This is a genomic window from Asaia sp. VD9 (assembly GCF_037150015.1).
Lineage (GTDB): Bacteria > Pseudomonadota > Alphaproteobacteria > Acetobacterales > Acetobacteraceae > Asaia.
The window spans coordinates 17,227-42,474 of record NZ_JBBCQM010000007.1; the positions used below are offsets into that span (position 1 = coordinate 17,227).

Below are 25,248 nucleotides of genomic sequence, written 5' to 3' on the forward strand. Positions count from 1 at the left end.
CCCTCAGCCCTGCCGGGCCGCGATCCTGCTTTTCGCGCTGCCACTCCCCTGCTCCGGCGGTAACGGCTTGTGGTCGCGTCCGGAGTAGTTGGTGATGATCTGATGCACGGCTCCCGCCGCCTCCGATGCGGCAACCATCGCGACATCGCCCCAGGGGCCGTCGAGGGAGTGCGCATCGATATCATGAAGCTGGGTCGCCGCCCCGGCTTCCTTGCCGTCAGCCGCGACAGTGCGCCAGACGATCTCGATATGCTGCAATGGGTGCCCCGTATTGCCCGCAGGGCCATCGCTCAGCGTCACGATTCCCTCAACAGTGTAATCGGCCGCCTTCGGGTCGCGGTCCAATTTGTCATGCTGGTCCGGAAAACTGGCGACGAAAGAGCGTGCGAGTGTGACATTGCCATCACCCGGGGCCCCACGCACACCCTTGAAAAACACCTTGGCCGGGCGGCGTTTGAGGCTATGCGGGTCGGCCTGCATCATGGCTGCCTGGATACCGGTCAATACGGTGCTGATCTGCGGGGCAGAGGATGAGGCCAGGGATTCCAGGAGCTTCGGCTCGCCCTGCGCCCAGGCCGAGGCAGGAACCGGCGCAGCATCCCAATGTCCACGTGGTTCGCCGGAAGGCATCATGACCTCGTAATGCGGTGTGACCTGGTCTCCCTGCATCGTGGCCGAAAGGCGCAGCCACCAGTCCCCCGGTTTGGCTGGTTGAGCCACAGCAGGAAGCGACTGCTCAACGAGTTGTGACGCTACATCCTTCGCCCATAATGCCGAGGCAGCATTGTCCAGCAGCGAGGCGGATGGCGTCGGCACGGCGAGGCGGGGCGGCGGCGTGGTCAACGCAAGACGACGCCCCTCCGGCCCCGGATCACCGAAGGGATGCGGCATGTCGACGCAACCGCCAAGCGGCATCAGAGAACCCAGAAGACCGAGTCCGTTGCGCCAGGAGTGCCTTGGCGAGAAATGCCGAAGAAAGAGAGAGATCATCCGCCAAGTCTCCCTGCACGTATGGCCGAGATCTGATGCCCGATCGCCCCACCTCCGGCGAGAGTACGCCGCCTGTGGCTGAAGAAGCGCGCCACATCGGGCAACGTATCCAGTCCGAGGCGTGAAACCCGGCGCAGACCCGCACGGCGCAACCTGTGCAGGCAGTAGCCGGACAGATCGAACTGATAATGCCCGGGCCGCACACCCGCAGTGAAAAACTCTCCTGCCCCGGAAGAAGCGGTCAGCACGGATGCGCGCATTTCTGCCCCGACCTCGTAGCTGTTCTGGGCGATGCAGGGGCCGACACAGGCGATGATCTCTCCCGCACCCAGACGCGCCATCGCCTCGATCGTGGCTTCGAGCACACCGCCCACCGCGCCGCGCCATCCGGCATGGGCTGCGCCCACCACGCGCCCATCGGTGCTCGCGAAAAGAACCGGACCGCAATCGGCGGTGATCACGCCCAGTGCCAGATCCTCGCGATCGCTTACCAGCGCATCGGCTTTCGGCCCGCGCCCGGTCTGCCATACCGGCGTATCGCGGGTCATCACCACCACGTCGGCGGAGTGGGTCTGTGTCAGGCCCAGAAGCGCCCCGGAACCGACCCCCAGAAACCCGGCCACCCGGCCGCGATTCTGGGCAATATTCACTGCATCATCGGCCGAAGCGAGCGAGCAGTTCAGCGTATCGTACGGTGCAGGGGATACCCCGCCTCTGCGCGTGAAAAACCCATGGCGCAAAAAGGCGAGAGGGTCCGACTGCAAGACCCAGCCACGGGGTGCCTGATCAGCCATGAAACCTGTCTCCCTGAAGGCTGTGCGGATGGCGTATGCCGAAAGCCATGAGCCAGAGCCCGGCCAGCGCCATGGGAATGCACAACACCTGCCCCATGGTCACACCGAAAGGCAGGAAACCGATGAATGCGTCTGGCTCGCGGAACAACTCGCAGAAGCTGCGCGCCATCGCATAGCCGAAAAGAAAAAGACCCGACAGGAAACCGTAGCGCACCCGCACCCAGGGACGGCTTGCCGCCACCAGCATGACGCTGAGCAGCAGCAGGCCCTCGGTCAGGGCTTCGTAGAGCTGAGAGGGATGCCGGGCTATCGGACCGCCCGTGGGGAAAACCATGGCCCAGGGCAGCCAGTCCGGTGCCGGGCGTCCCCAGAGTTCCCCATTGATGAAATTCGCACAGCGCCCAAGACCGAGGCCAAGCGGCACGACGATGGTGATGCGATCAGAGAAGGAGAGAAAACTGAGCCCGTTCCGCCAGGTGAACCAGGCCAGCGCGAGTATCACGCCAAGCGCCCCGCCATGGAAGGACATCCCCCCCTGCCAGACCTGCAGGATGGAGAGCGGGTGCGTCAGGTAAAAGCCGGGTTTGTAAAAGAGGATATAACCGAGCCGCCCCCCCAGCACGACGCCAAGCATGGCCCAGAAGGCAAAATCATCCACCTGCTCTCGTGTGGCGGCCTGGGGCGCAAGCGCGCAAAGTCGGACGGCAATTTTCCACCCGATGAGGATCGAAAGAATATAGGCGAGCGCGTACCAGTGGATGGCCAGCGGCCCGAGATGAAGCGCGATCGGGTCGAATTGCGGCAAGATGATCGGATGGGCGGCCATGCGGGTCTTTACAGATAGGGGTCGGGCGTCGCGAGAAAGTCGCGCACATAGCGGGTGATACCCGCCTCGAGCGTTGTGAAAGGCTTGTCATACCCCGCTTCGCGCAGGCGCGTCATGTCGGCGCAGGTATAGGACTGGTACTGGCCCTGAAGGGCCTCGGGCATGTCGATGAATTCGATACGGCGCGGCACACCGGCCGCATCGCACACGGCATTGGCCAGATCGACATAGCTGCGTGCCGTGCCGGTACCGCAATTGAACAACCCGCTGACCTGCTTGTGGTCATAAAGCCAGAGCATGATGTCGATCAGATCGCCCACCCAGATGAAGTCGCGCGCCTGCGCGCCGTCATCGAGATCGGGACGGTCGGAGCGGAACAGCCTTGCCGGACCGCCACGCATCACCTCGTCATACTTGACCTTCACGACCGAGATCATCGAGCCCTTGTGGTACTCGTTCGGCCCGTAGACATTGAAGAACTTGAGCCCCGCCCATTGCCGGGGCATCGGATCACCGGATTCGAGGCGCTTGAAAAGGTGCTGGTCGAAGACATGCTTGGACCAGCCATACAGGTTCATCGGCTTCAGCGTCACAAGGGAATCGGGCGCGTCCGAAAACAATTCAGGCCTGTCCGCCGCCCCATAGGTCGCCGCCGATGAGGCATAGAAGAACGGCACGTCACGCTGGGCGCACCAGTCAAGCAGGGACTCCGACAATGCGACATTGGTCTGCCATACCAGATCACCATCACGCGCGGTCGTACTGCTGATCGCGCCCATATGGAACACGGCCTTGATGTCCGTGCTATTCGCCAGATAGGAGTCGAGCGCATCCGGGCTGATCAGGAGATCGGGCGCATGCTTGGCAAGATTGCGCCATTTTCCCTGGTCGCGAAGGCGGTCCACAACCGCGACAGCCTCACCACGCGCCTTGAGCGCAGCGACCAGGCACGAACCAATAAATCCGGCGCCGCCGGTGACGATCATCATGGAACCTGTATAAGACGCCGCAACGCAACCTCCAAGCCACACCAGCCGGAGAAAAACGCGGCTCCGGCATCCCGACAGACCAGAGCCGCGTTGCAGCCGACAGGTGTGAGAGTCAGTCTGGGGCGACCCTACGCTCCTCTGGCCGCGCCGGGGGCATTATCACCGCCTGCCACACAGCGGGCGACAGGACAGACAAGGATACCACCATGGCAGACCGGCCCCGTTTTTTCGATGATCTCGCAGGCGTTGCCGGGGGCGCATTCTCGGCCCTGACCGGTCTGCGTGAAGAGCTTCATGCCATGGTGCGCGCCCGCATCGATGAGGCCCTTTCCTCGCTCGATCTCGTCCGTCGTGACGAGTTGGATGTGGCACGCGAACTCGCGACGCGCGCGCGCATGGCGCAGGAAGATGCCGATGCCCGTCTGGCCCGTATCGAGGAGCGCCTGGCCGATCTGGAAAAGGCCGTGACCGCTCCCACAGCGCACGGCTGATCATGAGGGATGCCAGCATCCTTGCAACGGAGGCCGGGCATCCGTAACGTGACCTGATATGACGATTCGCGGCGCCGATAACCGCGGATTTTCATATCGTTGCAGACATCCTGATACGCGTCGCCAAGCCACGCGCATCACCGGCCCAGGGAGTCCCGAATGCCTGCTCTATCCTTCTCCTCCTCCTCGCATCAGGATACCAACCCGCTCGACGTCATGGAGCAGATCGTCTGCGGCCATGACTGGGCGTTCGACCGCCGGACCGATTCGGAAATGGCGGCCGAAGCACCGGGCAAATGGTGCGATTACGGACTCTATTTTTCGTGGTCGCGCGAGATTGCCGCCATGAACTTCACCTGCACCTTCGACCTGCGGGCTCCCGCCAATCGCCGCAAGGCCCTGTACGAACTGATTGCGCTTGCCAATGAACGCCTCTGGATCGGGCATTTCAGCCTCGACCTCGAGACGGGAACACCGGTCTTTCGGCATTCCGTTCTGCTGCGCGGCGCAACAAGCCTTGCCGCAGAAAGCATGGAAGACATGATCGATATCGCCATTACGGAATGCGAGCGGTTCTATCCCGCGTTCCAGTTCACCCTCTGGAGTGGCAAATCCCCCGCTGAAGCGCTGGAAGCCGCCATGCTCGATTGTGCAGGTGAAGCGTGAGCCTGCCCTCTCTTCTGCTGGTTGGCTGTGGCAAGATGGGCGGCGCCTTGTGGCAGGGATGGCTGGAGCAGGGGCTTGCCCCCTCCATCATCCTTGACCGCCGTTGCGATGCCCCTCCTGCCCCGCATCGTGTCGTGCGCACCGCCGGTGAAATTCCGAGCGATTTCAAACCGGCTATCATCATCCTGGCCGTCAAGCCGGCAGGTATGGAAGAGGCCCTCGCGTCGCTTCGCCCCGTTCTGGACGGTGCTATCGTGATTTCGATGCTGGCGGCCAGAACGGTCGAAAGTCTTCGTGCTGCATGCGGAGACACCCAAAGCCGCATCGTGCGCGCCATGCCCAACACCCCGGCCGCCATTGGCAAGGGCGTCACCGGCGTTTGCAGTTCTGATCTGGATGACGCCCAGCGCGCCCTGTGCACAAGTCTGCTCTCTGCTGTGGGCGATGTCGCCTGGGTGGACAACGAGGAACAGCTCGAGGCGCTCACACCGATCTCGGGTTGCGGGCCAGCCTATGTATTCCTGCTGGCCGAGTTGCTGGAGAAAGAAGCGCTACGCGTCGGGTTACCCCCCGAGACGGCACGGCTGATTGCGCGCGGCACCGTTTCGGGCGCGGGAGCGCTTCTTGCTGCCTCCGGTGAGGAGAGTGAAACGCTGCGCAAGAACGTGACGAGCCCCAACGGTGTTACGGCCAAGGCGCTTGAAGTCCTCATGGCGCCGCATGCCTGGCCGGCCACCATGAGTGAGGCCATCGACAATGCCATGAAGCGGTCACGGGAAATGGCCTCCTGAGTTGAAAACCCTGCCATATTCCTGTCATTCGATTGTCACGACACGCCCATAGGGTATTATCGCGCCCAGAATGACAGGAACGGTTTTATGACGGATATCGATCGCGAGGAATTTGATCTGGCTTTGCTGGAGGCAGGCTTCGGCCTCGCCGCAGAAAAGGGCTGGCAGCGTTTCTCTCTGGTCGAGGCCGCTCAGCGCGCGAGCTTGCCCATCGATGAAGTTCGCGCCCGCTTTCCCTTCCGTCACAGCTTCCTGTTCCGCCTTGGCCGTCTGGCCGATGAATCGGCCTTCCGCGATGACGGGCTGAGCGGCTCGGTGCGCGAACGCGTCTTCGATCTGTTCATGCGACGCTTCGATGTGTTCCAGCAATATCGCGAGGGAATCCGGGCCGTCTTGCAGGCCCTGCCGACAGACCCGGCACTGACGCTGCTTCTGGGCGCCGCCACGCTCGACACCATGCGCTGGATGGCAGAGGTCGCGGGCGTGGAATGCAGCGGCTTTTCTGGCACGATCAGACTGAATGCCCTGGCAGGCGTATGGGGATTTGCCCTGCGCGCCTGGGAAAGGGATGAAAGCGCCGATCTCTCCCAGACCATGGCGGCGCTCGATCAGGCTCTGGACAAGGCAGAACGCTATGGCGCGCTCAAGCCCTCGTCGGGCCGCCTGATGGAAGAGGCCGAGAGCCGCACGGGCATTGCAGATCATCCGCTCGAACTCGAAACATAATGGCTTTACGTCTGCCAGCTTGCAGACTAAAAAGCCCCTCAGCGCGATGGGATGTAGCCAAGCGGTAAGGCAGCGGATTTTGATTCCGCCATTCGGAGGTTCGATCCCTCCCATCCCAGCCAGCGCATCGTTTTCCTAAAAATCAGACGACCTCCGTTCCCCTGTACGGCCTTGTCCCGTTTGCTACGGGCTTTTACGTGGCTTGGCCTCACACTGTGGCCGTGAAAAGTCTAGGCTGCGCGTCAGAGCGTCAGAGCGTCAGAGCGTCAGAGCGTCAGAGCGTCAGAGCGTCAGAGCGCATCGTTGAGCACTCGGCGACGGTCAAGTCTACCTCCCATGAAGGGAGTATGATCAACTGCGTTCGCGCCCTCCCATATCGGCGGAGAGGAGTACCACAGGAAACTTGCCGACCAAGCCTCCCCGTCGACGCGTCGCGCGTTCGCGACACACAGGCGGCCCCAATCAGGCGACTCGCGCAGGGCACGGCGCAAGAAGCGTAATCTCATTCGGACTTTCAGGAAGGGTACCGGCGGGGCAATGGTGGGCACACAAGGGCTCGAACCTTGGACCCGCTGATTAAGAGTCAGCTGCTCTACCAACTGAGCTATGTGCCCATAGCCCCGCTCCGGTGAGAGGGCTTCTAACAAGAGGCGGAACAGGCATCAAGAGGAAAAATGCACTATTCCGCATACGTAATCAAATCCTCTATTTCTCGGGCGAAAGCAGACGCATAAGCGTATCGAACTGATCGAGACTGCGATAATCCAGACGCAGCGAACCACCCTTGCCGTTGAACTCGATCTTCACCTTGAGACCCAGCCGCGTTGCCAGATCACGCTCCAGGCGCACGAGCTCGTTGTCTCGCGGCGGCTTGGCCTCTTCCTGCTCCGTCCTGGGCGTTTGACGGGCCAGGGCTTCCGTCTGACGCACGTTCAGACCACGGGCGATCACGATATCCGCCGCCGCGCAGGGGTCAGGATGGGCCAGAAGAGCGCGTGCATGACCGGCACTCAGCAGCCCGTCGCGCACTTTCTGGCGCACGGCCTCCGGCAGGTTCAACAGACGCAGGATATTGCCGATATGCGGGCGCGACTTGCCCACCGCCCCGGCAAGCTCTTCCTGCGTCAGAGCATAATCGGTCAGAAGCCGCTGAAGTCCCTCTGCTTCTTCGATCGCGTTCAGATCGGCGCGCTGCAAATTCTCGACAAGGGCGGCGGCCATGGCATCGGCGTCATCAAGCATCCGCACATGCACAGGGACTTCATGCAGCCCCGCGCGTTGCGAGGCGCGCCAGCGCCGCTCGCCTGCGATAATCTGATAGCGCCCCTTCTGCTCCGGATCCGGACGCACGAGGATAGGCTGCAACACCCCCCGACTGCGGATCGAATCTGCGAGTTCGTTCAGCCGCCCCTCATCCATATCGACACGGGGCTGGAACGGTCCAGGCGCCAGAAGATCGACCCCGAGCAGGGACGGATTAGGGGCAGCTTCGTGAGACGGGCCGGGGGTACGCGGCAGTTCAATGGCCTGATCCCCCAGAAGGGCGGCGAGACCACGGCCCAGGCGAGGCGCCGGTTTCTTGCTCATGATGAGATCCCTTCCTGATGGGCAATGCCTAGGCGGGCTGCCACTTCCTGCGCGAGAGCCAGATAGGCCTGCGCCCCGCTGCTGCGACGGTCATACTCGAGAACCGAGTACCCATGGCTCTGCGCCTCGGAAATCTTGATATTGCGTGGGATCAGCGTGTCGAGCACCTGCTCGCCAAAGAAATTGCGCGCATCTGCCGCAACCAGCTCGGACAGATTGTTGCGTCGGTCATACATGGTCAGGATAATCCCCGCGACATGCAGATCCGCATTGAAGGCGCGACGCACGCGATCGACCGTACGGACAATCTGGCTGATCCCCTCGAGCGCGAAGAACTCGCATTGCAGCGGGATCAATACCGCATCTGAAGCAACCAGCGCGTTCAGCGTCAGCAGACCAAGGCTGGGCGGGCAATCGATCAGGATAACGTCATACCGATCCGAGAGCGCCTCGAGCGCGTCACGGATACGGAATTCGCGCCGGTCGCTGCCAATCAGTTCGAGTTCCGCCCCGGCCAGATCGGTATTCGCCACGATGATGTCGAGATTCGCCATCCCGGTCGGGCGCGGCAGTTTCTCGGGCGGGGCCTCCTGCATCAGGGCGGCATAGCTACCGATCTGACGGGCATTGTAATCGACCCCCAGACCGGTCGACGCATTCCCCTGCGGGTCGATATCGACCAGCAGGACGCGCTGCGAGCTGGCAAGCGCTGCGGCCAGATTGATTGCTGTTGTGGTCTTGCCCACACCCCCCTTCTGGTTGGTGACGGCGAGAATACGGGCCTTCTTGCCCGTGTCGTTATTCGACACGTTTGATATCGCTTATCTCGATGATGGCGCCCCCTGAGGCGGCGCGATTGTCCAGAATTCTGTGCTGCATGTGCCAGCACCGCTCGGCTTCGGTCAACTCGTCAGGCAGATTTTTTCCCTTGAGAAACAGGGCTTTTCCCTCCGGAAGCAGAAAGGGCGTGCTCCATTCCAGCAATTGTGAAAGCGAGGCCAGAGCACGCGCGGTCACGTAGGCGGCTGGCGGCACCTCGGCCTGCTCGATGCGTTTGGGCACCACCTGCGCCCTTACGCCACAGGCGCGTGCTGCCTCGCGCAGAAAAGCACATTTGCGCTGATCGGATTCGACCATCACCATCTCGGCATCGCAGGCGATACCAATCATGAGCGCCGGAAATCCGCCGCCCGACCCGAGATCGATCACCCTTGCTCCCTGGGCGATAAAAGGAACGAGGCGCAGAGAATCCTCGATATGCCGCTCCCAGAGATGGGGCATGTCACGGGGGCTGACCAGATTAATGCGGGCGTTCCATTTCTCCAGAAGCGCTGCAAAAACCTCCAGCCGTTCTCTTGTTTCACGTGAAACCGCACTCATGCCGCAGCCCTCACATGCGCCAGCAAGGCAATCATGGCGGCAGGCGTCACACCCGGGACGCGCTGAGCTGCTGCGAAATTCTCAGGCCTTGCGAGAGACAGGCGTTCTTTCATCTCGCTGCTCAGTCCCCCAATCCGCGCGTAGTCAAGGTCGGACGGAAGGGCAATTTGTGCTTCATTGGCCAGCTGCCTGATCTCGCGCTCCTGACGCTGAAGATAACCGCCATAGCGCGCCTCTGTCTCGACATGGCGACGAATACGCAATGGCAGCGTGCCAAACCAGGGGGCCAATCTGCACGCCGCTGACTCATCGGCCTGACCAGCCAGCACATCCAGAAGCGAGCGACGTCGCCCGTCCTGCGATACCGTGATACCCTGCGCCGCCAAATCCTGAGGTGCGTGAAGTGCCTCGCGTGCCTGATCCATGGCGCGCTCGATCGCCGTCTGATCCTGATCGAGTTTTGCCGCACGCTCGGCGCCAACGCAGCCCATCGCCACACCAATCCCCGTGAGACGCAAATCGGCATTATCGGCCCGCAGGCTCAGGCGATACTCGGCGCGCGAGGTAAACATGCGATAAGGCTCGGAAACACCCTGCAAGGTCAGGTCATCCAGCATCACGCCGAGATAGGCCTGATCGCGCCCAAGCACGAGCGGCGCGCTCCCCGCTGTAAAGCGCGCGGCATTCAACCCTGCCAGCAAGCCTTGGGCGCCTGCCTCCTCATAACCGGTGGTACCGTTGATCTGACCGGCCAGATACAACCCGGCCAGCGCGTTCAGCGCCAGGCTCGGCGACAGTTCACGTGGATCGACATAGTCATATTCGACCGCATAACCCGGCGTCACGATCCGCGCTTTCTCGAGCCCCGGAATCGAGGCGATCATCATCGCCTGGATGTCGGCAGGAAGGCTCGTCGAGATGCCGTTCGGATAGACCAGATCACCGCCGGGATTACCCAGCAGACCCTCGGGCTCGAGGAAGATCTGATGCCCCTCCTTCTCGCCGAAACGCACGATCTTGTCCTCGATCGACGGGCAATAGCGCGGTCCTTTCCCGGCAATCGCGCCCCCATAAAGCGCGGAGAGCGCCAGATTGTCGCGGATGATCCGATGCGTCTCTGGCGTCGTGCTCGTGATGCGGCACGAGACCTGCTCGGTGGTGATGCGCTGCGTGAGGCGACTGAACGGCTCGGGCAGCGCATCACCCTTGTCCTCTGCCAGCGACTCCCAGTCTATGCTCTCACGCGCCAATCGGGCTGGTGTCCCCGTCTTGAGACGCCCCATACGCAGCCCGAGCGCTTCCAGACGCGCACCCAAAAGCGCTGCCGGTCGCTCACCGATACGCCCGGCCTGTTCCTGTCTGTGCCCGATATGGATCACGCCCCGCAGGAACGTCCCGCTGGTGACGACCACGGCCCCACAACGAATGACACGCCCATCGGCACATACCACGCCAGTGACGCGCTTGTCTTCAACCACGAGATCGGCCACTTCACCCGCCTCGATGGCAAGGTTCGGCGTTTCGGCCAGAAGCGCCTGAATGGCATTGCGGTAAAGATATCGGTCTGCCTGGGCCCGAGGCCCATGGACCGCCGGACCTTTCGAGCGATTCAAGAGCTTGAAGTGAATCCCGGCACGATCAGCGGCGCGCCCCATCAGTCCATCGAGTGCGTCGATTTCACGCACCAGATGTCCCTTGCCTATGCCTCCGATGGCCGGGTTGCACGACATGGCCCCGATCATTTCCGGCTTCTGGGTCAGCAGGAGTGTCCGCGCGCCAAAACGTGCCGAGGCGGCTGCCGCCTCGCTTCCCGCATGCCCCCCACCGATGACGACAACATCAAACTCGCTCACACGCGCCTCATTTTCCAATACAGAATTGTCCGAATATCACATCCAGCAAGGACTCGACATCAACTTGTCCCGTCAGGCGGCCCAGCGCCCGCATGGCCAGACGCAGCGCTTCTCCCCGCACTTCCGGCCAGGATGCCTGACGCGCCTGGTCGAGATGAAACAGGGCCTCCTCGATACCTGCGCGATGGCGCGCGCGCGTAAGCGGCGCCCCCACGCCGGAGACGAGGGTCTTGATGCGCGCGGCCAGGGCCGCCTCGAAGGCGGGCATCCCCTCGCCCGTCTTAACGCTGAGCCCCAGCGTACCCTCCGGCGCCGGGCTCACATCGGTCTTGTTGCCGATCAATAAAGCGTCCGCTCTGAGAGGGGCTTCGCCCTCTCCCGCCATGACATGCACGACGAGGTCGGCATGTTCCACGTGAAACATCGCACGCTTGATGCCTTCGGCCTCGATCTCATCCTCAGTCTCCCGCAGCCCCGCCGTATCGACCAGACGCAGGCGCACCCCGTGAAACAGCCAGTCGATGGCGATTACGTCACGCGTGGTCCCGGCGCGATGCGTGACGATCGCCGCGTCATACCCCGCGAGATGGTTCAGCAGGCTCGACTTGCCCACATTGGGCGCGCCCGCGATCACCACCGTCAGGCCTCGACGCACAATCTCACCCCGCTTGTCAGACAGATGTGCCTGCAAGGCATCGCGCAATGCATCGAGCCGACGCGTCAGGGCGTGCTCGACCTCTTCCGGCAGATCTTCATCCGGAAAATCGATCAGCGCTTCCTGATGGGCGAGCAAGGTCTTGAGCGTTTCACTCCATCCCTCATAAACGCGGCTCAACGCGCCATCCGCCTGCGCCAGCGCCTGTTGACGCTGGCTGTCACTCTCGGCCTCTACCAGATCGGCAATCGCTTCAGCCTGAAGCAGGTCGAGCCTCCCGGCCTGAACCGCTCGCCGCGTGAACTCACCTGCCTCGGCCGGTCGCGCCCCCAGCGCGGTCAGCGCCAGCGCCACACGATCGATGACGGCCGGACCCGCATGAAGATGCAACTCGAACCCATCCTCCCCGGTATAGGAGCGCGGTCCAGGCAGCCAAAGCACCATTGCATCGTCCAGATGCTCACCCTCGTGATGCAGGGCACGAAGCCCCGCATGACGCGGTTGTGGCACCCGTCCACCGCACAGGGCTGCAAGCACCTCTTGAGCGCCGGGGCCACTTGCGCGCATGATGGCGATCGCCGCCCGCCCGGCACCCGTCGCCAGAGCGAAGATTACCTCACCCTTGCGTCCCGCCCGGCTTTCCGTCGCGTCAACCATGTGAATTCCTTCTATGCCCCAGCTCTCTTTTCATTCTCCCCTCGGCCCCCTGACCCTTAGTGAAGACGAGGGCGCTATTGTTGCCCTCGACTGGGGATGGGGCCGCGATCAGGAAAAGACGCCCCTTCTTACTCGCGCCCACACGATGCTGGAACGCTATTTCGACGGCGAAGCGGAAAGTTTCGATCTGCCCCTCGCCCCTTGGGGCACCCCCTATCGCAAGGCCGTCTGGGCCGCCCTGCGCGATGTGCCCTACGGCCAGACGATCAGCTATGCCGACCTCGCTGCCAAAGCCGGAGGCTCGGCCCGCTCCATTGGGGGCGCCATGGCCCACAACCCCATCCCCATCCTGATCCCCTGCCACCGCGTTCTCGGCAAGACCCATCTGGGCGGCTATTCAGGCGAAGGCGGCCTAGACGACAAGCGCTATCTCCTGAAACTGGAAGGCGTCACGCTCTCATAAACCGGAGAGGTTCTGCGGGGGGCAGCCCCATAAAGGGAGGTTCTTGCAGCGGGGAGCCTCTGCGGGGCGCTGCCCCGCTCCCCGGAAAGGGGCGCGCCCCTTTCATCCCGGTTTAGTCGAACAGGTTTACAAAGGTCGACTGTCCTTTTGCAGGGTATGGGGCGGAGCCCCTTGAGGGAGGTTCTTGCAGTGGGGGCCTTCGCGGGGCGCTACCCCGCTCCTCGGAAAGGGGCGCGCCCCTTTCATCCCGGTTTAGTCAAACAGGTTTCCAAAGGACGACCGTCCTTTGGCGGGGTATGGGGCGGAGCCCCATGAAGACGACCTCCATCATCGAGATCGGCCCATAAAAAAACCGCCGGAAGCGTGGGCCTCCGGCGGTTTTTCATGATCCGGAAAGCGGATCAGTTGTTCATGGCGTCGAAGAAGTCCTGGTTCGTCTTGCTGTATTTCAACTTGTCGAGCAGGAAGTCCATCGCGTCCATCGTGCCCATGGGCGAGAGGATGCGACGCAGCACCCACATCTTCGAGAGCGAGGCGCGATCCACAAGGAGCTCTTCCTTACGCGTACCCGATTTGGTGATGTCGATGGCGGGGAAGGTACGCTTGTCAGCCAGCTTGCGATCGAGGATGAGTTCGGAGTTACCCGTGCCCTTGAACTCTTCGAAGATCACCTCGTCCATACGGCTGCCCGTGTCGATGAGCGCGGTGGCGATGATGGTGAGCGAACCGCCCTCCTCAATGTTACGTGCCGCGCCGAAGAAGCGCTTGGGGCGCTGCAGGGCATTGGCATCCACACCGCCGGTCAGCACCTTGCCCGACGAAGGGACAACAGTGTTGTAAGCGCGCGCCAGACGGGTGATCGAGTCGAGCAGGATCACGACGTCACGCTTGTGCTCGACCAGGCGCTTGGCCTTTTCGAGCACCATTTCAGTTACCTGCACGTGGCGGGTCGCGGGCTCATCGAAGGTGGAGGACACGACCTCGCCGCGTACCGAGCGGGCCATGTCCGTCACTTCCTCGGGGCGCTCATCGATCAGAAGAACGATCAGGAACACATCGGGATGGTTGGCGGAGATCGACGAGGCGATGCTTTGCAGCATCACGGTCTTACCGGTGCGCGGCGGGGCCACGATCAGGGCGCGCTGGCCCATGCCGATGGGGGCCACGAGATCGATCACGCGCGGTGTATAATCGCGCTGATCCTTCTTGCCCTTGCCGGTTGGCTGAGGCTCTGGTGCACCAACCTGCTCGACTTCCATACGCAGGCGACGCTCGGGATAGAGCGGCGTCAGATTGTCGAAGTTGATGCGCTGACGAACCGAGTCCGGTTCTTCAAAGTTGATCGAGTTGACCTTGAGCAGCGAGAAGTAGCGCTCGCCATCGCGCGGGGCGCGAATCTGACCCTCAACCGTGTCACCTGGGCGCAGCCCGAAACGACGCACCTGAGCGGGGGAGATATAGATATCGTCAGGGCCAGGGAGGTAATTGGCTTCAGGCGAACGAAGAAAGCCGAAGCCGTCTGGCAGGATCTCCAGAGTGCCTTCGCCGTAAATGGCCTGCTCATTATCCGCCAGGGTCTTGAGAATGGCGAACATGATGTCCTGCTTGCGCATCGACGATGCGTTTTCGATCTGCAGCTCTTCAGCATAGGCCAGCAGATCGGCAGGGGTTTTTTTCTTGAGTTCAGCAAGATGCATGAAAAGCGCCTTAGATGGGCTATAGTCTACTGCCGGGGAGACGGAAGCCGTATCCGTGACAGATGATCGGTCGCGAAAGAATGCCCCGTCAGATGGGCCGCAGAACGGGCCCGACGATGAGCGAAGACGAAAGGTCTTGAGAAAGGCCGCAGCGTACGGAAAACGTACGGCTCTTGCGTCCCAATCTAATAAGAAATAACGGTTTCTGTCAATAGTCCCGATCTATACCGCGGCAAGGCCCTCTCAACCGCGCCAGGGCTTCATCATATATTGCCCTGTAGTCGCGCCCGTTTCGGCCAAACCCGGGATCAGGAACAGCAGCGGCGATGCTGGCACATGCTCGGCATAGGCACCGGAAATCAGATTGGGCGCACACTGCCCCTCCAGATGGAGCGGCGTTGGCAGGGCAATATCGATCTGGCAGGGGACCGGCCCCGGACCCTGCGGCGCCTGGGTCAGCTTGCCGGAAAGCGGTGCAGCCTGGAGGGGGCGGTTATCGGCATCAAGCGCAATGAACTCCCCCCTTAGCGTCGCGCCTTCCAGATGATAGCCAATCAGCACGCGGGTGGGCTGCCTGCCTGCATAGCCCGGAGCCTGACGAAATCCGAGCGGGAAGGCGCTGCCCCCCTCGTAACGGAGCGGCTCCGTAGCGAGGCGATCCAGCACGGCCTGTGCCTGTTGCGTATCAGGCTGGGGCGCAGGACGCGCCAGAGCCTGGGAAGCGACACAGGTGAAGGAGAGAAGGGAGAGAGAAAGAACGAGCCGGTTCACTTTGAACGATCTCCAAACCATCCGCGGCGCCAGAAAATGAACAGAGGCAGAAGCACCGAGGCAAGCATCAGGCATAACGCATAGAAATAGCCGTAATGCCACTCGAGTTCCGGCATGATCTTGAAATTCATGCCGTAAATACCGGCAAGCAGCGTAGGCGTGATCCCGACGAAACTGACCACCGTCAGCAGCTTCATGCCATCATTCTGATCGATACTGATGAAGCCCAGCGTCGCATCGAGCAGAAATTGTACCTTCACCGTCATCTGCGCCACGTAATCATTCAGTGAGGCCACGTCACGCCCGAGAATGCGCAGACGCGCCTGAAGCGTATCACGGAACTCGAAATACCGCGCATCGCCCAGATACATGCCGATGCGATCCACCCCGAGCAGGCTCTCGCGTATCGACGATGTCAGATCACCGCTTGCCCCCAGCTCGCGCAGGGTCTGGCGAAGCACATCGACATTACGCACATGGCGCCTTGGACGCGTACTGGTGAAAACCGTGCGGGAGATGGTGGCCAGGGTATGACCGGCGCTTTCGAGAATATCCGCCAGTCGGTTCACCACGGTTTCCAGCAGATGGATGACCAGCTCCGGCACATCGGATAATGCAAAATCGACATCATTGGCCGCGAGATCGCGACTCATGGTTTCGAAGGCCGTGTAGTTTGCATAGCGCAGGGTAATGAACCAGCGCTCGGATACAACCATACCTACAGGATAGGCGGTCAGGGCATCATTGATCATCCGCACGAGCGGTGTGGACAGATAGATCACATCCCCCTTGCGGTAGTGGCGGGACGAACTCTCGATTTCCTCGAGCGCTTCACGACGCGGAAGCGAGATTCCACTCACGGCCTCGGCGAGGCGTATCTCGTCCTCCGTCGGGTCGACAAGATCCAGCCAGGCGACATCCTGAGCATCATCGGCGGCCAGAATTTCATGAACGGGGCGCCCCACCGGATGCGCAAGAAACATCGTGATTTCCTTCCCCTCGCGGGGTGCTTCTCCCCTGCGGGTCGGGAATGGACGTCATGCCGCCCCTCTGGTATCGCAGAAACCCGCTCGCCATGTCGATCCATGCCCCGGACAGGAGATGCCCCATGAGTTCTGAAGTTCCGTCCCGTCTCAACAGCCTGCGCAACGGCCCCGACCAGCGTGGTCGCTTCGGCAGCTTCGGCGGCCAGTTCGTGGCGGAAACGCTCATGCCGCTGGTGCAGGATCTGGCAGAAGCCTATCAGGCCGCCAAGGCCGACCCTGAGTTCCGGCGCGAGCTCGATTACTACTTCCGCGATTATGTGGGACGTCCCAGCCCGCTCTGGCATGCGAAGCGTCTGGGCGAGGCACTTGGGGGGGCGAAGATCTACCTCAAGCGCGAAGAGCTCAACCACACCGGTTCGCACAAGCTCAACAACGTGATGGGCCAGATTCTGCTGGCGCGCCGCATGGGCAAGACGCGCATCGTAGCGGAGACCGGGGCAGGCCAGCATGGCGTGGCGACGGCTACGGTCTGCGCCTTGTTCGGCATGAAGTGCACCATCTACATGGGTGCGGTCGATGTCGAACGGCAAAAGCCCAATGTGTTTCGCATGCATCTGCTCGGTGCTGAAGTGCATCCCGTCACGGCAGGCTCCGGCACACTCAAGGACGCCATGAACGAGGCCATGCGCGATTGGGTAGCCAATGTGCATGACACCTATTTCCTCGTGGGCACCGTCGCGGGTCCGCATCCCTATCCGGAGATGGTGCGGGACTTCCAGTCGATTATCGGCATCGAGACGCGCGAGCAGGTGATGGCGGTCGAAAATCGCCTCCCGGACGTGCTGGTGGCCGCTATCGGCGGCGGCTCCAATGCCATGGGCCTGTTCCACCCCTTTCTCGATGATGAGTCCGTGCGCATGATCGGCGTCGAGGCGGCAGGTCATGGGCTCGATAGTGGCTTTACGGCGGCCTCGATCTCCCGCGGCCGCTCGGGCGTGCTTCATGGCAACCGCACCTATCTTCTTCAGGATGAGTTCGGCCAGATTGCCGAGGCGCATTCCATCAGCGCAGGGCTCGACTATCCGGGCATCGGGCCCGAGCATTCCTGGCTGAACGATATCGGCCGCGTGGAATATGTGGGCGTGACAGACAAGGAGGCGCTCGACGCCTTTCAACTCCTGACCCGCACCGAAGGCATCATCCCCGCTCTCGAATGCGCCCATGGCCTGGCGCATGTGATGAAGATCGCGCCAGACATGGCCGCGGATCAGATCATCGTGCTCAATCTGTCGGGCCGCGGAGACAAGGATATCTTCACCGTCGCCGAGCATCTGGGAGTATCACTGTGAGTCGTATCAAGGCCCGTTTCGAAGCGCTCAAGGCCCAGTCGCGGGGTGCGCTCATTCCTTATCTGCAAGCCTTCGACCCCGACCTCGAAACCTCGCTCGCCCTGCTGAAAGGCATGCCCGCGGCGGGGGCCGATCTGATCGAAATCGGTGTCCCCTTCTCCGACCCCTCAGCCGATGGCCCCACCATCCAGCAGGCCGCCCTGCGCGGCCTGAAGGCCGGCGCCACTCTGGCTGGCGTTCTCGACATGGTACGCGCCTTTCGCAAGAACGATAACGAGACCCCCATCATTCTCATGGGCTATCTCAACCCGATCGACAGCTATGGTCCTGCCCGTTTCTGCACCGATGCTGCCGAGGCCGGTGTGGACGGGCTGATCATCGTCGACCTCCCCAAGGAGGAAAGCGACCTCCTGGCTGAGGATGCGCAGCGATGCGGGCTCGACATCATCCAGCTCGTGGCACCCAACACCCCGGATTCACGCCTTTCCCTGCTTCTCGATGACGCTTCCGGATTCATTTATTATGTGAGCATCACCGGCATTACCGGCACACGAACGGCCAGCGCCGATGAACTGGCTGCAGCCCTGCCGCGCCTGCGCGCCGTCAGCCCCTTGCCGGTCGCGATCGGTTTTGGCATTCGCACCCCGGAACAGGCAGCGCAGGCCGCCTCGGTGGGCGATGCCGCCGTCGTAGCGTCAGCTCTGATCGCTACACTGGCGACCACACTGGAGGACGGCAAGGCGACAGCCATGACCGTTCCAAAGGTTCTCGGCCAACTGGCTGAGATCGCTAACGCCGTGCAGGCACGATAAGCAGGCCTTCGAGGATCGCATGAATGAAAAAGGGCCGCCCGGAGATCACCCGGTGCGGCCCTTTTTATGGGCGTCAGAGCGTGACGCCCCGCTCTTCTCAGCGCCCGTTGCGCTTGAGCGACAGCCCGAATGAGAGAGCCGAGAGACCGCCAAAGATCAGTTCGATGGCAATGAAGGTACCGATAAGCCACAGCCCCGACCAGGGCAGGGTCACGAAGATGAAAATGCCGGTCAGCAATGCGACAACGGCGCTCAGAACCATGGTCCACCAATTGGCGACATGGCGATGTCCAGCCGCCCAGAGCCCGCGCATCACACCTGATGCCATGAGGCAACCCGCCAGAAACGCGGTCAGAAACAGAGAGCCGGTCTCAGGCTCCTGGATCAACAGAATACCCCCCAACACATAGAGAAATCCCATCAGCGCCGTGATCCAGAAACGCGATCCCGGTACGTCACGATGAGCAAAACTCTGGGCCAGATAAGCGACGCCCGAAAAGATCAGCAGCATGCCGATGACCACGATACTGGCGAGGGTCGTGACCACCGTATCAAGAAAGGCGAAGGCGCCGAGCACGATCAGCACAATCCCGATACCGATAAACCAGTTGGGCTTGAGTTGCGGATCGATGGGCGGCAGACCGGGAATATTGCCAAAACCAGACATGTTGTTGCTTTCCTCTCTTTGTCAGTCACTACGCGTCACGAGGTCCTGCGGGCGCATGGGAGGCTTGTGAACATTATGTTATCCTGCCCCCATTCCGTGAGTCTTTCGGGCTGATCAAGTGGGTTGTTTCACGTGAAACACCGAGGGGATCTGGAATTCGCGGCGCAGATCGCGACCCAGCTCACACGATGCTGCGCACAAAAATCCAGTTCTGATCAGTTCGCCCTGCCAACAGATTGTCCCGAACGATTGTCACAATTGATTCCTGACAGTATTGATCGGGTCATGAGCGCAGATCACGTCCCAAACCGGCGCGCCGGATTTCTGTCCCGACGAGGCACAACCCCCTCATCGAGGCCTGAGATGCGTGCTCATACCAAACAGGTCCTTCCTTCCTTGCACGAAACGGCAAAACCCGGTTTCTGGGGTCGCAAGGTCGAATTCCTCAACGCTGCAACGCGTCTGGTTGGCGTCATCATCTGGGTGCCGCTCTCGGTTGGTTTTGAAGCCCTGCTCCTCCCTATTCCGGGCGTCCTCAAGATCCGCTGGACCAGGGTCATCTGGGGTGTGCTCTGCAGATTACTGGATCTCGACATCAAGGTAATCGGTCACCCCGTCGGCACTGTCGGCGGGCAAAAAGGTCGCGACCGTGGGGAGCGCCCGGTGATCTATGTCGCCAATCACTCGTCGTGGCTCGATATTCCCGTTCTAGGCACCAAGATCTACTCGGTTTTCGTCGCCAAGGGCGATATCGAGCGGTGGCCCATCATGGGACTCGTTTCCAAGATCGGGCGCACGATTTTTGTCAGCCGCAATCGCAGCACCACCGGGCGCGAGCGCGACCAGATGATCACACGGCTCGCAACCGGCGATAACCTCATTCTCTTTCCCGAAGGGACGTCATCGGACGGGTCACGCGTGCTCCCCTTCATGTCCACCTTCTTCGCCATAGCCAAATTGCCGCGCCTGCCCAAAAACGCGCCACCTATCGACATGCCGAGCTACCCTCCCGGACTGACGCCCCTCATTCAACCGATCTCGCTCGTGTATGATCGGCTTGAAGGCCTGCCTGTAAACCGCACAAGGCGCGCCATATTCGCCTGGTACGGGGACATGGATCTGGGGCCGCATGTCTGGCAGTTTCTGAAGAAGCGCAGCAAGCGTGCGACCATTCTGCTCCATGCGCCACTCGCCCCCGAGGACTTTCCCAGTCGCAAGGCTCTGGCCAATGCCGCCTGGACTGCTGTTGCCCATGGCGCAGCGGCTCTGCGCCAGAATGACGAGTCGGTAGAGGGCTGGCACCCTCTGCGACACAGAGACAAGGCCGCTGCAGCCAATCAGAAATCGATTTCTGTCGTGGCGTGATAAGTCCGGGGGAGTCCGGCAACGGCCGAATTCGTGGCCCCCGCTCCGCCATCGGACGAACTCGGATAGACAGATGCCCAATATCGGGCATCCGTGACATTGCTCACGCCAAAGCGCAGAACCATCGGAACACGGTAAAGATGAAAGCCGTAGCGTGCACCCAGATCAAGCGTCGTGAAGGCTGCCGCAAACTGGCGATTCTCATTGTCGGCAGCCCGCCTGCCGACATGGTGCACACTGGCATTGACCGCCCCGCCCCGCATCCAGTCCGGATGATAATCAAGCAGCAGACTGACCTGCACGGGTGCCACCCCGACCACCTGCTTATGCGATGTCAGCGCAGATCCTGTCTCCCCCACCTGGGCATCCAGCCAGGTTATCCCACCAATCATACTCACAGATTTCAGAACCCGACCGGCAATCTGGCCCTCAACCCCATAATTGCGCTGCTGCCCCGCCTCACGATACAGCGCGCTCGACGGATCAGTGAACGCATAGCCACGCGTCATACGAAAACCCGCTGCGCTGAGCATTAGGCCGGGAACCGGCCGGTACTTGGCTCCGAGTTCATATTCCTCTGAACGCAGCGGTGCGAGCACCTCATTGGCATTGGCGCTTGAGGCAGGCGCCACAGGCCCGACCTGTACGGAACGCCCCCAGGTCCCGTAGAAACTCGTCCGGTCGTCGAGCTTGTAGATCAGGCTCACCATTGGGGTAAAAACCGCCGAAGCGTCATAGGCAGCCGTTCTCACCCCTGCCTTGTTCGCACTCGTCGTATCAAGCCAGCTCCAGGCCAACGTTCCCATGACCGAGACCTGCTTCGTCAGCGCAATCGTATCGCCTGCCATCAAGGATTGCGTCTGAAGGAATGCCGATTGATACCGCCCGGAGAAATAGGGCTGACTCCCCCTGAACACGAGCGGCGCCCCGACCCGGGCCGTGCCCAGAACCTGGCTCGCCCCTTGCGTGGGATTATAATTACCCATGCTGTACCCGTTCGAGCCCAGCACCACCTGATGCGCGAACGGACCCGTCCTGAACGCCCCATTAAGATAGGCCGTGTTCGACCATGCCTTGAAATCATTCGCGGTCGCGGCCGCCGCAATCGTGCTGCGATAATGGCCAAGCGAGTCCGTCAGTTGATTGGTCACCCCAAATACATTGCGCCAGGCATCCTGATACAGGCCGCCCAAACTCAGTGACCAGTCAGCGTTGAATTGGTGAATGACCTTCGCAAGCACCGTATTGGTCGCCGCGTTATAACCGGCAAAATCCTGACCATAGCCGCGCTTTGAGAGATCGGGCGCCGATGGCAACGCAATGCCGGTGGCATAGGAGAACCCTCCCGCATAACCGCGCTGGGCATAGCTGTACTGACTGGCATCCACCTGTATGCGGGTCTTCTCGTCAAGCCTGAGATCAAAGGCCCCGGCAATCAATCCGCGTCGCAAATGGGTCCCGGGCGCATAGGTCGCGCCGGACTGGTTGAGCATCGTCACCCGGTAGCCGAACCATTTGCCGCGTCCAGCCCGACCGGAAGCATCGAGCGATTCAAGCGGCGCTCCGGTCGAGTCCACCCCGAAAACCAGATGCTCGCGCCTCTGATCGGTTGGACGGCTGAGCGTATAGTCGAAAGTCCCCGCCGGGTTTTGCGGCCCGTAAAGCGCGCCGGAAAGCCCGTTGAGCACCTGAAGAGAGTCGAACATCTCCGCCGCATAAGGGGTCGTGATCACCATGTTCAGCCCGTCCATGCGCGAATTCGCGATGACATCGGCTTCAAAGCCGCGCGACTGCGGGCGGCTGGTATTGGGGTCGCCCCGCATTTCGAGCTGTACCGAGGGCAGATACTGGGCAAGGTCATTCGCGTTGCGCGATTGCTGGTTCACGATCACGTCGTGCGGCACTGCCATGACCGAAAACGGCGTTTCGAGCAATGAGCGTGTCCCGAGCGGGCCGAGCGCCGCATCGTGCCTGCCGTACTCTGCAGCCATTCCTGCCGCCTGTCGTCCCTTGACCCGAACCTCTTCCACCTGGCGCGCAGCGGGTTGCCCAGGCAAGGGAGCCCCCCATGACCGGACCGGGAAGAAAAGCAGCGCGGATACGACGAGGCTGTAACGCCGGGAGCGATCATGAGAGCGACAGGTCATGCTTCGTTTCCACAGCAAAACGGGCGAGATGTCACCCCCCTGTAGCCTGCGCCCAGTCGCGTCAGGCTTGAGCCGTCCCCTTATAGAGATCGCAGGAACATGAGCCATCGAGAGAATGCATGGCAGTCGCGATATGGTTTCGAGCGCCCCCCTTTTCAGGAGGGGGAACATAGGGCAGCCTGACAAGGTCTGTCTCTCATGCCACGGAGACGGAACAACCGGACATTGTGGCCCGGCTGACACCCAAGAAGGACAAGAACGCTCCCATGGTTTCGAGGACAACGCGCATGACCCGTCGTTTGCTGCGCCCCGCATTGACTGCCCTTCTTCTGACGGCGCCAGCATTCACCCTTTCCGCCCACCCGGCCTCAGCCCAGGCGGTAATCACCGGCAATCAGAGCATGACGGCGACCGTAGAAAGCGTCGATCCCGAAGCCCGCTCGGTTCTGCTCCGCGACAAGAAGGGCAGCCTGCTCACGATTACCATCCCCAAAGGCGCGAAGGATCTGCCGCATCTCGACGCCGGCGATCGTATCTCGATGCGATTCTTCCAGACCATGGCCGCCGATATCGCCAAGCCCGACTCCCCCCTGCCCGAGTCGACCGTCTCCTCGGCCAAAGGCTATGCGAAGCGCCACCCCCATGGCACGCTGATCTCGTTCCAGCGCCAGCGGGTCCGCGTCATCGCCGTCGATGCCGCCGCTCACAAGGTGACGTTCGTGGACCATTCGGACATCACGCGCACCGTGACGATCACGCAGAAAGCCCTGTTCCCCCTGCTCAGCACGCTGAAAATGGGTGACGAGGTCGATGTAACCACGATGGATGCCGTCTCGTTCTCAGTTCTGAACCGTACCGTCAATGGTGCCGTATCGGTAACAGAAGGCCAGGGCACGCAACCCGCGAGTCACTGAGGGCAGAACGCAGGGCTCTGCCCTGCCCCTATGGGGCTCCGATCCCCGGTTCCTCCAAACAAGTGTCCAGAGGACGACTGTCCTCTGGCGGGGTGCGGGGCAGAGCCCCGCGCATGGCCGTTCTTACAGGGCGCTGCCCTGCACCCGCGAAGGGACAGGCCCCTTCGATCCCCGCTTACCTCAATCAGGTTCTCAAGGGACGACTGTCCTCTGGCGAGGTACGGGGCAAAGCCCCGCAAACCTGCCTGCTATTTTGTCTTGGCAGCAGGCTGCCAGAGCGTATCCGGCGGAGGGAGATGAGGCGAGTTGTCGATCACCCCGTATCCATCGGCCGCATACCCATGATGAGCCACCTTGCGAGGGCCACACCCGGTCAGCGCAACACTCAGCGCGAGAGCGGCGAGAACCGCGAATTTCATGCTCCCGGCTCCAGACGCAGACTATCCGCCACGGCGCGGGCAAGACGGGTATAGGCCTGCGCGGCTTCGCTCTCCGGGGCGGACAGAATGATGGGCGTCCCGGCATCGGCACTCATGCGAATATCGGCCAGAAGCGGGATCTCACCCAGGAAGGGCACATTGGCCTTTTCGGCCTCGGCGCGCGCGCCACCGTGACCGAAAAGTTCGGTTCGGTGGTTACAATTGGGGCAGCAGAAATAGGACATGTTCTCGACCACGCCCAGAAGCGGCACGTTCATGCGTTCGAACATGGTGAGACCACGTCGTGCATCCAGCAGAGCAATGTCCTGAGGGGTGGAGACGATCACCGCGCCGCGCAGGCTGAGTTTCTGGGCGATAGTCAACTGGGCGTCCCCCGTGCCCGGGGGCATGTCGATCACGAGCACATCCAAAGCGGGCCAGGCCACATCGGCCAGAAACTGGCCGATCGCGCCCATCACCATGGGGCCACGCCAGATCATGGCCTGCTGCTCATCCACGAGAAAGCCAATGGACATGGCATGCATGCCCCAGGCCTCTACGGGGATGATCTTGCCGTTCTCGAGCGCGGGTTTGGCGGAATGGCCGAGCATGCGCGGGAGGGAAGGACCATAGATATCGGCATCGAGCATGCCGGTGCGCAGGCCGAGCTTGGCCAAACCGGCCGCGAGATTCACGGCCGTGGTCGACTTCCCCACACCGCCCTTGCCCGAGGCCACGGCGATGATGGCGCGCACCTGAGGAAGCGCCTTGCCATCGGGGCGTGTCGGCTGTGGATGGCCGGGGCTGTTGGCGGGCTGCTCCAGATGGAAGGGGCGATGGCCCTGGGGCTGGGGTGCAGCCTTGCCGGGAGCGCGATGGGCTGTAAGGATGATCGTCGCGCGTGAAATGCCTGGCAGGCTGGCAAGCGCGGCCTCGGCGCGGGGGCGAAGCGGCTCGATGCGTGCCGCGTCCTCACGGGAGGTCGCAAGGGACACATGAGCGTGACCATCACGCACGGCAACACCCTCAAGCGAAGCAAAGCTCAGGACGTTCGAGGTGCCTGCCTCGTCCTTGACCAGCCGCAGGGTCTCGAGAATCCTGCGCTGGTCTTCTTCATTGGCGGGTTTTTCAAAATCGGTCATGGTTGTCCTCTGGCGGCGGAGCCGGTCCTGGTTTCTGTCGTTTAACATGGCGGGAAGTGGATCGCGCAAGCGTCTGCGCGTATGAGCAGGGCGATGCCGGGGCGCTGAACC

At 61.8% G+C, this 25,248-nt stretch carries 25 protein-coding genes and 2 tRNA genes; 10 read left to right on the forward strand and 17 right to left on the reverse strand.

All coding sequences use genetic code 11. The features are described from left to right. Window positions 1-3: 3 nt before the first annotated feature. Genes WFJ47_RS09955 through rfaD form a run of 4 tightly spaced genes read right to left on the reverse strand, consistent with a single transcriptional unit; the run spans window position 4 to window position 3,599 of the window. Entirely contained in the window at window positions 4-990 is a 987-nt protein-coding gene (locus WFJ47_RS09955) for a hypothetical protein (RefSeq protein ID WP_336762712.1), read from the reverse strand. Further along, window positions 987-1,784 carry a peptidoglycan editing factor PgeF gene (pgeF, locus tag WFJ47_RS09960; protein WP_336762713.1) on the reverse strand — a complete coding sequence of 266 codons (798 nt, stop codon included), beginning with the start codon at window positions 1,782-1,784 and terminating at the stop codon, window positions 987-989. Before pgeF ends, WFJ47_RS09955 begins: the two co-directional genes overlap by 4 nt. Next, window positions 1,777-2,610: a prolipoprotein diacylglyceryl transferase gene (lgt, locus tag WFJ47_RS09965; protein WP_336762714.1), complete on the reverse strand. Its 834-nt coding sequence runs from the start codon at window positions 2,608-2,610 to the stop codon at window positions 1,777-1,779. The genes pgeF and lgt overlap by 8 nt, the downstream gene beginning before the upstream one ends. Window positions 2,611-2,618: 8 nt before the next feature. Continuing rightward, window positions 2,619-3,599 carry an ADP-glyceromanno-heptose 6-epimerase gene (gene rfaD, locus WFJ47_RS09970; RefSeq protein ID WP_336762715.1) on the reverse strand — a complete coding sequence of 327 codons (981 nt, stop codon included), beginning with the start codon at window positions 3,597-3,599 and terminating at the stop codon, window positions 2,619-2,621. 206 nt (window positions 3,600-3,805) lie between these two features. Between rfaD and WFJ47_RS09975 the strand changes: the two genes are divergently transcribed. The 5 genes from WFJ47_RS09975 to WFJ47_RS09995 all read left to right on the forward strand — a co-directional run bounded on the left by WFJ47_RS09975 (window position 3,806) and on the right by WFJ47_RS09995 (window position 6,395). Next, window positions 3,806-4,090, forward strand: a complete 285-nt coding sequence (locus tag WFJ47_RS09975) for an accessory factor UbiK family protein (protein ID WP_127099514.1) — start codon at window positions 3,806-3,808, stop codon at window positions 4,088-4,090. Window positions 4,091-4,249: 159 nt separating this feature from the next. Then, the gene (locus tag WFJ47_RS09980; protein ID WP_127099516.1) at window positions 4,250-4,756 is read left to right on the forward strand and encodes a YbjN domain-containing protein; all 507 of its coding nucleotides are present in this window, start codon (window positions 4,250-4,252) and stop codon (window positions 4,754-4,756) included. Beyond that, window positions 4,753-5,547, forward strand: a complete 795-nt coding sequence (gene proC, locus WFJ47_RS09985) for a pyrroline-5-carboxylate reductase (RefSeq protein WP_336762718.1) — start codon at window positions 4,753-4,755, stop codon at window positions 5,545-5,547. The genes WFJ47_RS09980 and proC overlap by 4 nt, the downstream gene beginning before the upstream one ends. 87 nt (window positions 5,548-5,634) lie before the next feature. After that, entirely contained in the window at window positions 5,635-6,273 is a 639-nt protein-coding gene (locus WFJ47_RS09990) for a TetR family transcriptional regulator (RefSeq protein ID WP_336762721.1), read from the forward strand. Between the two features lie 47 nt (window positions 6,274-6,320). Next, a tRNA-Gln gene (locus WFJ47_RS09995) sits at window positions 6,321-6,395 on the forward strand. 416 nt (window positions 6,396-6,811) lie between these two features. Here WFJ47_RS09995 and WFJ47_RS10000 read toward each other — a convergent pair. The 6 genes from WFJ47_RS10000 to mnmE form a co-directional block, all read right to left on the reverse strand. Next, window positions 6,812-6,887, reverse strand: a tRNA-Lys gene (locus WFJ47_RS10000). A 91-nt stretch (window positions 6,888-6,978) separates the two neighbouring features. Continuing rightward, entirely contained in the window at window positions 6,979-7,860 is an 882-nt protein-coding gene (locus tag WFJ47_RS10005; protein WP_127099520.1) for a ParB/RepB/Spo0J family partition protein, read from the reverse strand. After that, entirely contained in the window at window positions 7,857-8,669 is an 813-nt protein-coding gene (locus WFJ47_RS10010; RefSeq protein ID WP_336762723.1) for a ParA family protein, read from the reverse strand. The genes WFJ47_RS10005 and WFJ47_RS10010 overlap by 4 nt, the downstream gene beginning before the upstream one ends. After that, on the reverse strand, window positions 8,659-9,240 hold the full coding sequence (gene rsmG / locus WFJ47_RS10015) for a 16S rRNA (guanine(527)-N(7))-methyltransferase RsmG (RefSeq protein ID WP_127099524.1): 582 nt from the start codon (window positions 9,238-9,240) through the stop codon (window positions 8,659-8,661). The genes WFJ47_RS10010 and rsmG overlap by 11 nt, the downstream gene beginning before the upstream one ends. Then, window positions 9,237-11,093, reverse strand: coding sequence for a tRNA uridine-5-carboxymethylaminomethyl(34) synthesis enzyme MnmG (gene mnmG / locus WFJ47_RS10020; protein ID WP_336762727.1), 1,857 nt, complete (start codon window positions 11,091-11,093; stop codon window positions 9,237-9,239). The genes rsmG and mnmG overlap by 4 nt, the downstream gene beginning before the upstream one ends. A gap of 7 nt (window positions 11,094-11,100) precedes the next feature. Further along, entirely contained in the window at window positions 11,101-12,405 is a 1,305-nt protein-coding gene (mnmE, locus tag WFJ47_RS10025; protein WP_336762728.1) for a tRNA uridine-5-carboxymethylaminomethyl(34) synthesis GTPase MnmE, read from the reverse strand. Window positions 12,406-12,418: 13 nt separating this feature from the next. On the opposite strand from mnmE, the gene WFJ47_RS10030 reads away from it, so the two are divergent. Beyond that, entirely contained in the window at window positions 12,419-12,868 is a 450-nt protein-coding gene (locus tag WFJ47_RS10030) for a methylated-DNA--[protein]-cysteine S-methyltransferase (protein WP_336762729.1), read from the forward strand. A gap of 401 nt (window positions 12,869-13,269) precedes the next feature. On the opposite strand, the gene rho is transcribed toward WFJ47_RS10030, so the two are convergent. The 3 genes from rho to WFJ47_RS10045 form a co-directional block, all read right to left on the reverse strand. Further along, a complete protein-coding gene (gene rho, locus WFJ47_RS10035) occupies window positions 13,270-14,565 on the reverse strand; it encodes a transcription termination factor Rho (protein ID WP_127099532.1) in 1,296 nt (431 codons plus the stop codon). Between the two features lie 243 nt (window positions 14,566-14,808). Continuing rightward, window positions 14,809-15,336: a hypothetical protein gene (locus WFJ47_RS10040; protein ID WP_336762730.1), complete on the reverse strand. Its 528-nt coding sequence runs from the start codon at window positions 15,334-15,336 to the stop codon at window positions 14,809-14,811. Continuing rightward, complete coding sequence (locus WFJ47_RS10045) at window positions 15,333-16,319, reverse strand: magnesium transporter CorA family protein (protein ID WP_336762731.1); 987 nt, start codon at window positions 16,317-16,319, stop codon at window positions 15,333-15,335. The genes WFJ47_RS10040 and WFJ47_RS10045 overlap by 4 nt, the downstream gene beginning before the upstream one ends. Before the next feature lie 125 nt (window positions 16,320-16,444). On the opposite strand from WFJ47_RS10045, the gene trpB reads away from it, so the two are divergent. After that, window positions 16,445-17,671 (forward strand): tryptophan synthase subunit beta, encoded by a 1,227-nt coding sequence (trpB, locus tag WFJ47_RS10050; RefSeq protein ID WP_336762733.1) that lies wholly within the window; start codon window positions 16,445-16,447, stop codon window positions 17,669-17,671. Next, the gene (trpA, locus tag WFJ47_RS10055) at window positions 17,668-18,483 is read left to right on the forward strand and encodes a tryptophan synthase subunit alpha (protein ID WP_336762734.1); all 816 of its coding nucleotides are present in this window, start codon (window positions 17,668-17,670) and stop codon (window positions 18,481-18,483) included. The genes trpB and trpA overlap by 4 nt, the downstream gene beginning before the upstream one ends. 97 nt (window positions 18,484-18,580) lie before the next feature. Here the strand turns inward: trpA and WFJ47_RS10060 are convergent, their stop codons facing one another. After that, window positions 18,581-19,150 (reverse strand): HdeD family acid-resistance protein, encoded by a 570-nt coding sequence (locus tag WFJ47_RS10060; protein ID WP_336762736.1) that lies wholly within the window; start codon window positions 19,148-19,150, stop codon window positions 18,581-18,583. A gap of 285 nt (window positions 19,151-19,435) precedes the next feature. Here WFJ47_RS10060 and WFJ47_RS10065 point away from each other — a divergent pair, with 285 nt between their 5' ends. Beyond that, the gene (locus WFJ47_RS10065) at window positions 19,436-20,515 is read left to right on the forward strand and encodes a lysophospholipid acyltransferase family protein (RefSeq protein WP_408868647.1); all 1,080 of its coding nucleotides are present in this window, start codon (window positions 19,436-19,438) and stop codon (window positions 20,513-20,515) included. On the opposite strand, the gene WFJ47_RS10070 is transcribed toward WFJ47_RS10065, so the two are convergent. Further along, a complete protein-coding gene (locus tag WFJ47_RS10070; protein WP_336762740.1) occupies window positions 20,488-22,662 on the reverse strand; it encodes a TonB-dependent receptor in 2,175 nt (724 codons plus the stop codon). The two genes, WFJ47_RS10065 and WFJ47_RS10070, sit on opposite strands and share 28 nt — an antisense overlap. A gap of 287 nt (window positions 22,663-22,949) precedes the next feature. Between WFJ47_RS10070 and WFJ47_RS10075 the strand changes: the two genes are divergently transcribed. Continuing rightward, complete coding sequence (locus WFJ47_RS10075; RefSeq protein ID WP_336762742.1) at window positions 22,950-23,576, forward strand: preprotein translocase subunit YajC; 627 nt, start codon at window positions 22,950-22,952, stop codon at window positions 23,574-23,576. A gap of 248 nt (window positions 23,577-23,824) precedes the next feature. Here WFJ47_RS10075 and WFJ47_RS10080 read toward each other — a convergent pair whose 3' ends face one another. Together WFJ47_RS10080 and WFJ47_RS10085 are read right to left on the reverse strand one after the other, a co-directional pair. Next, window positions 23,825-23,995 carry a hypothetical protein gene (locus WFJ47_RS10080; protein WP_158625306.1) on the reverse strand — a complete coding sequence of 57 codons (171 nt, stop codon included), beginning with the start codon at window positions 23,993-23,995 and terminating at the stop codon, window positions 23,825-23,827. Continuing rightward, window positions 23,992-25,137 (reverse strand): Mrp/NBP35 family ATP-binding protein, encoded by a 1,146-nt coding sequence (locus tag WFJ47_RS10085; protein ID WP_336762744.1) that lies wholly within the window; start codon window positions 25,135-25,137, stop codon window positions 23,992-23,994. The genes WFJ47_RS10080 and WFJ47_RS10085 overlap by 4 nt, the downstream gene beginning before the upstream one ends. Window positions 25,138-25,248 lie beyond the last annotated feature (111 nt).

Coding starts and splice junctions, on each gene's coding strand:
- rho (WP_127099532.1), bottom strand. CDS start 14,565: ATGCATCTTGCTGAACTCAAGAAAAAAACCCCTGCCGATCTGCTGGCC.
- WFJ47_RS10065 (WP_408868647.1), top strand. CDS start 19,436: ATGAGCGCAGATCACGTCCCAAACCGGCGCGCCGGATTTCTGTCCCGA.
- WFJ47_RS09975 (WP_127099514.1), top strand. CDS start 3,806: ATGGCAGACCGGCCCCGTTTTTTCGATGATCTCGCAGGCGTTGCCGGG.
- WFJ47_RS10060 (WP_336762736.1), bottom strand. CDS start 19,150: ATGTCTGGTTTTGGCAATATTCCCGGTCTGCCGCCCATCGATCCGCAA.
- WFJ47_RS10085 (WP_336762744.1), bottom strand. CDS start 25,137: ATGACCGATTTTGAAAAACCCGCCAATGAAGAAGACCAGCGCAGGATT.
- WFJ47_RS10030 (WP_336762729.1), top strand. CDS start 12,419: ATGCCCCAGCTCTCTTTTCATTCTCCCCTCGGCCCCCTGACCCTTAGT.
- rsmG (WP_127099524.1), bottom strand. CDS start 9,240: ATGAGTGCGGTTTCACGTGAAACAAGAGAACGGCTGGAGGTTTTTGCA.
- trpB (WP_336762733.1), top strand. CDS start 16,445: ATGAGTTCTGAAGTTCCGTCCCGTCTCAACAGCCTGCGCAACGGCCCC.
- WFJ47_RS10045 (WP_336762731.1), bottom strand. CDS start 16,319: ATGTTTCTTGCGCATCCGGTGGGGCGCCCCGTTCATGAAATTCTGGCC.
- rfaD (WP_336762715.1), bottom strand. CDS start 3,599: ATGATGATCGTCACCGGCGGCGCCGGATTTATTGGTTCGTGCCTGGTC.
- WFJ47_RS09980 (WP_127099516.1), top strand. CDS start 4,250: ATGCCTGCTCTATCCTTCTCCTCCTCCTCGCATCAGGATACCAACCCG.
- WFJ47_RS10075 (WP_336762742.1), top strand. CDS start 22,950: ATGACCCGTCGTTTGCTGCGCCCCGCATTGACTGCCCTTCTTCTGACG.
- WFJ47_RS09955 (WP_336762712.1), bottom strand. CDS start 990: ATGATCTCTCTCTTTCTTCGGCATTTCTCGCCAAGGCACTCCTGGCGC.
- WFJ47_RS10005 (WP_127099520.1), bottom strand. CDS start 7,860: ATGAGCAAGAAACCGGCGCCTCGCCTGGGCCGTGGTCTCGCCGCCCTT.
- pgeF (WP_336762713.1), bottom strand. CDS start 1,784: ATGGCTGATCAGGCACCCCGTGGCTGGGTCTTGCAGTCGGACCCTCTC.
- WFJ47_RS10080 (WP_158625306.1), bottom strand. CDS start 23,995: ATGAAATTCGCGGTTCTCGCCGCTCTCGCGCTGAGTGTTGCGCTGACC.
- mnmE (WP_336762728.1), bottom strand. CDS start 12,405: ATGGTTGACGCGACGGAAAGCCGGGCGGGACGCAAGGGTGAGGTAATC.
- WFJ47_RS10070 (WP_336762740.1), bottom strand. CDS start 22,662: ATGACCTGTCGCTCTCATGATCGCTCCCGGCGTTACAGCCTCGTCGTA.
- lgt (WP_336762714.1), bottom strand. CDS start 2,610: ATGGCCGCCCATCCGATCATCTTGCCGCAATTCGACCCGATCGCGCTT.
- WFJ47_RS09990 (WP_336762721.1), top strand. CDS start 5,635: ATGACGGATATCGATCGCGAGGAATTTGATCTGGCTTTGCTGGAGGCA.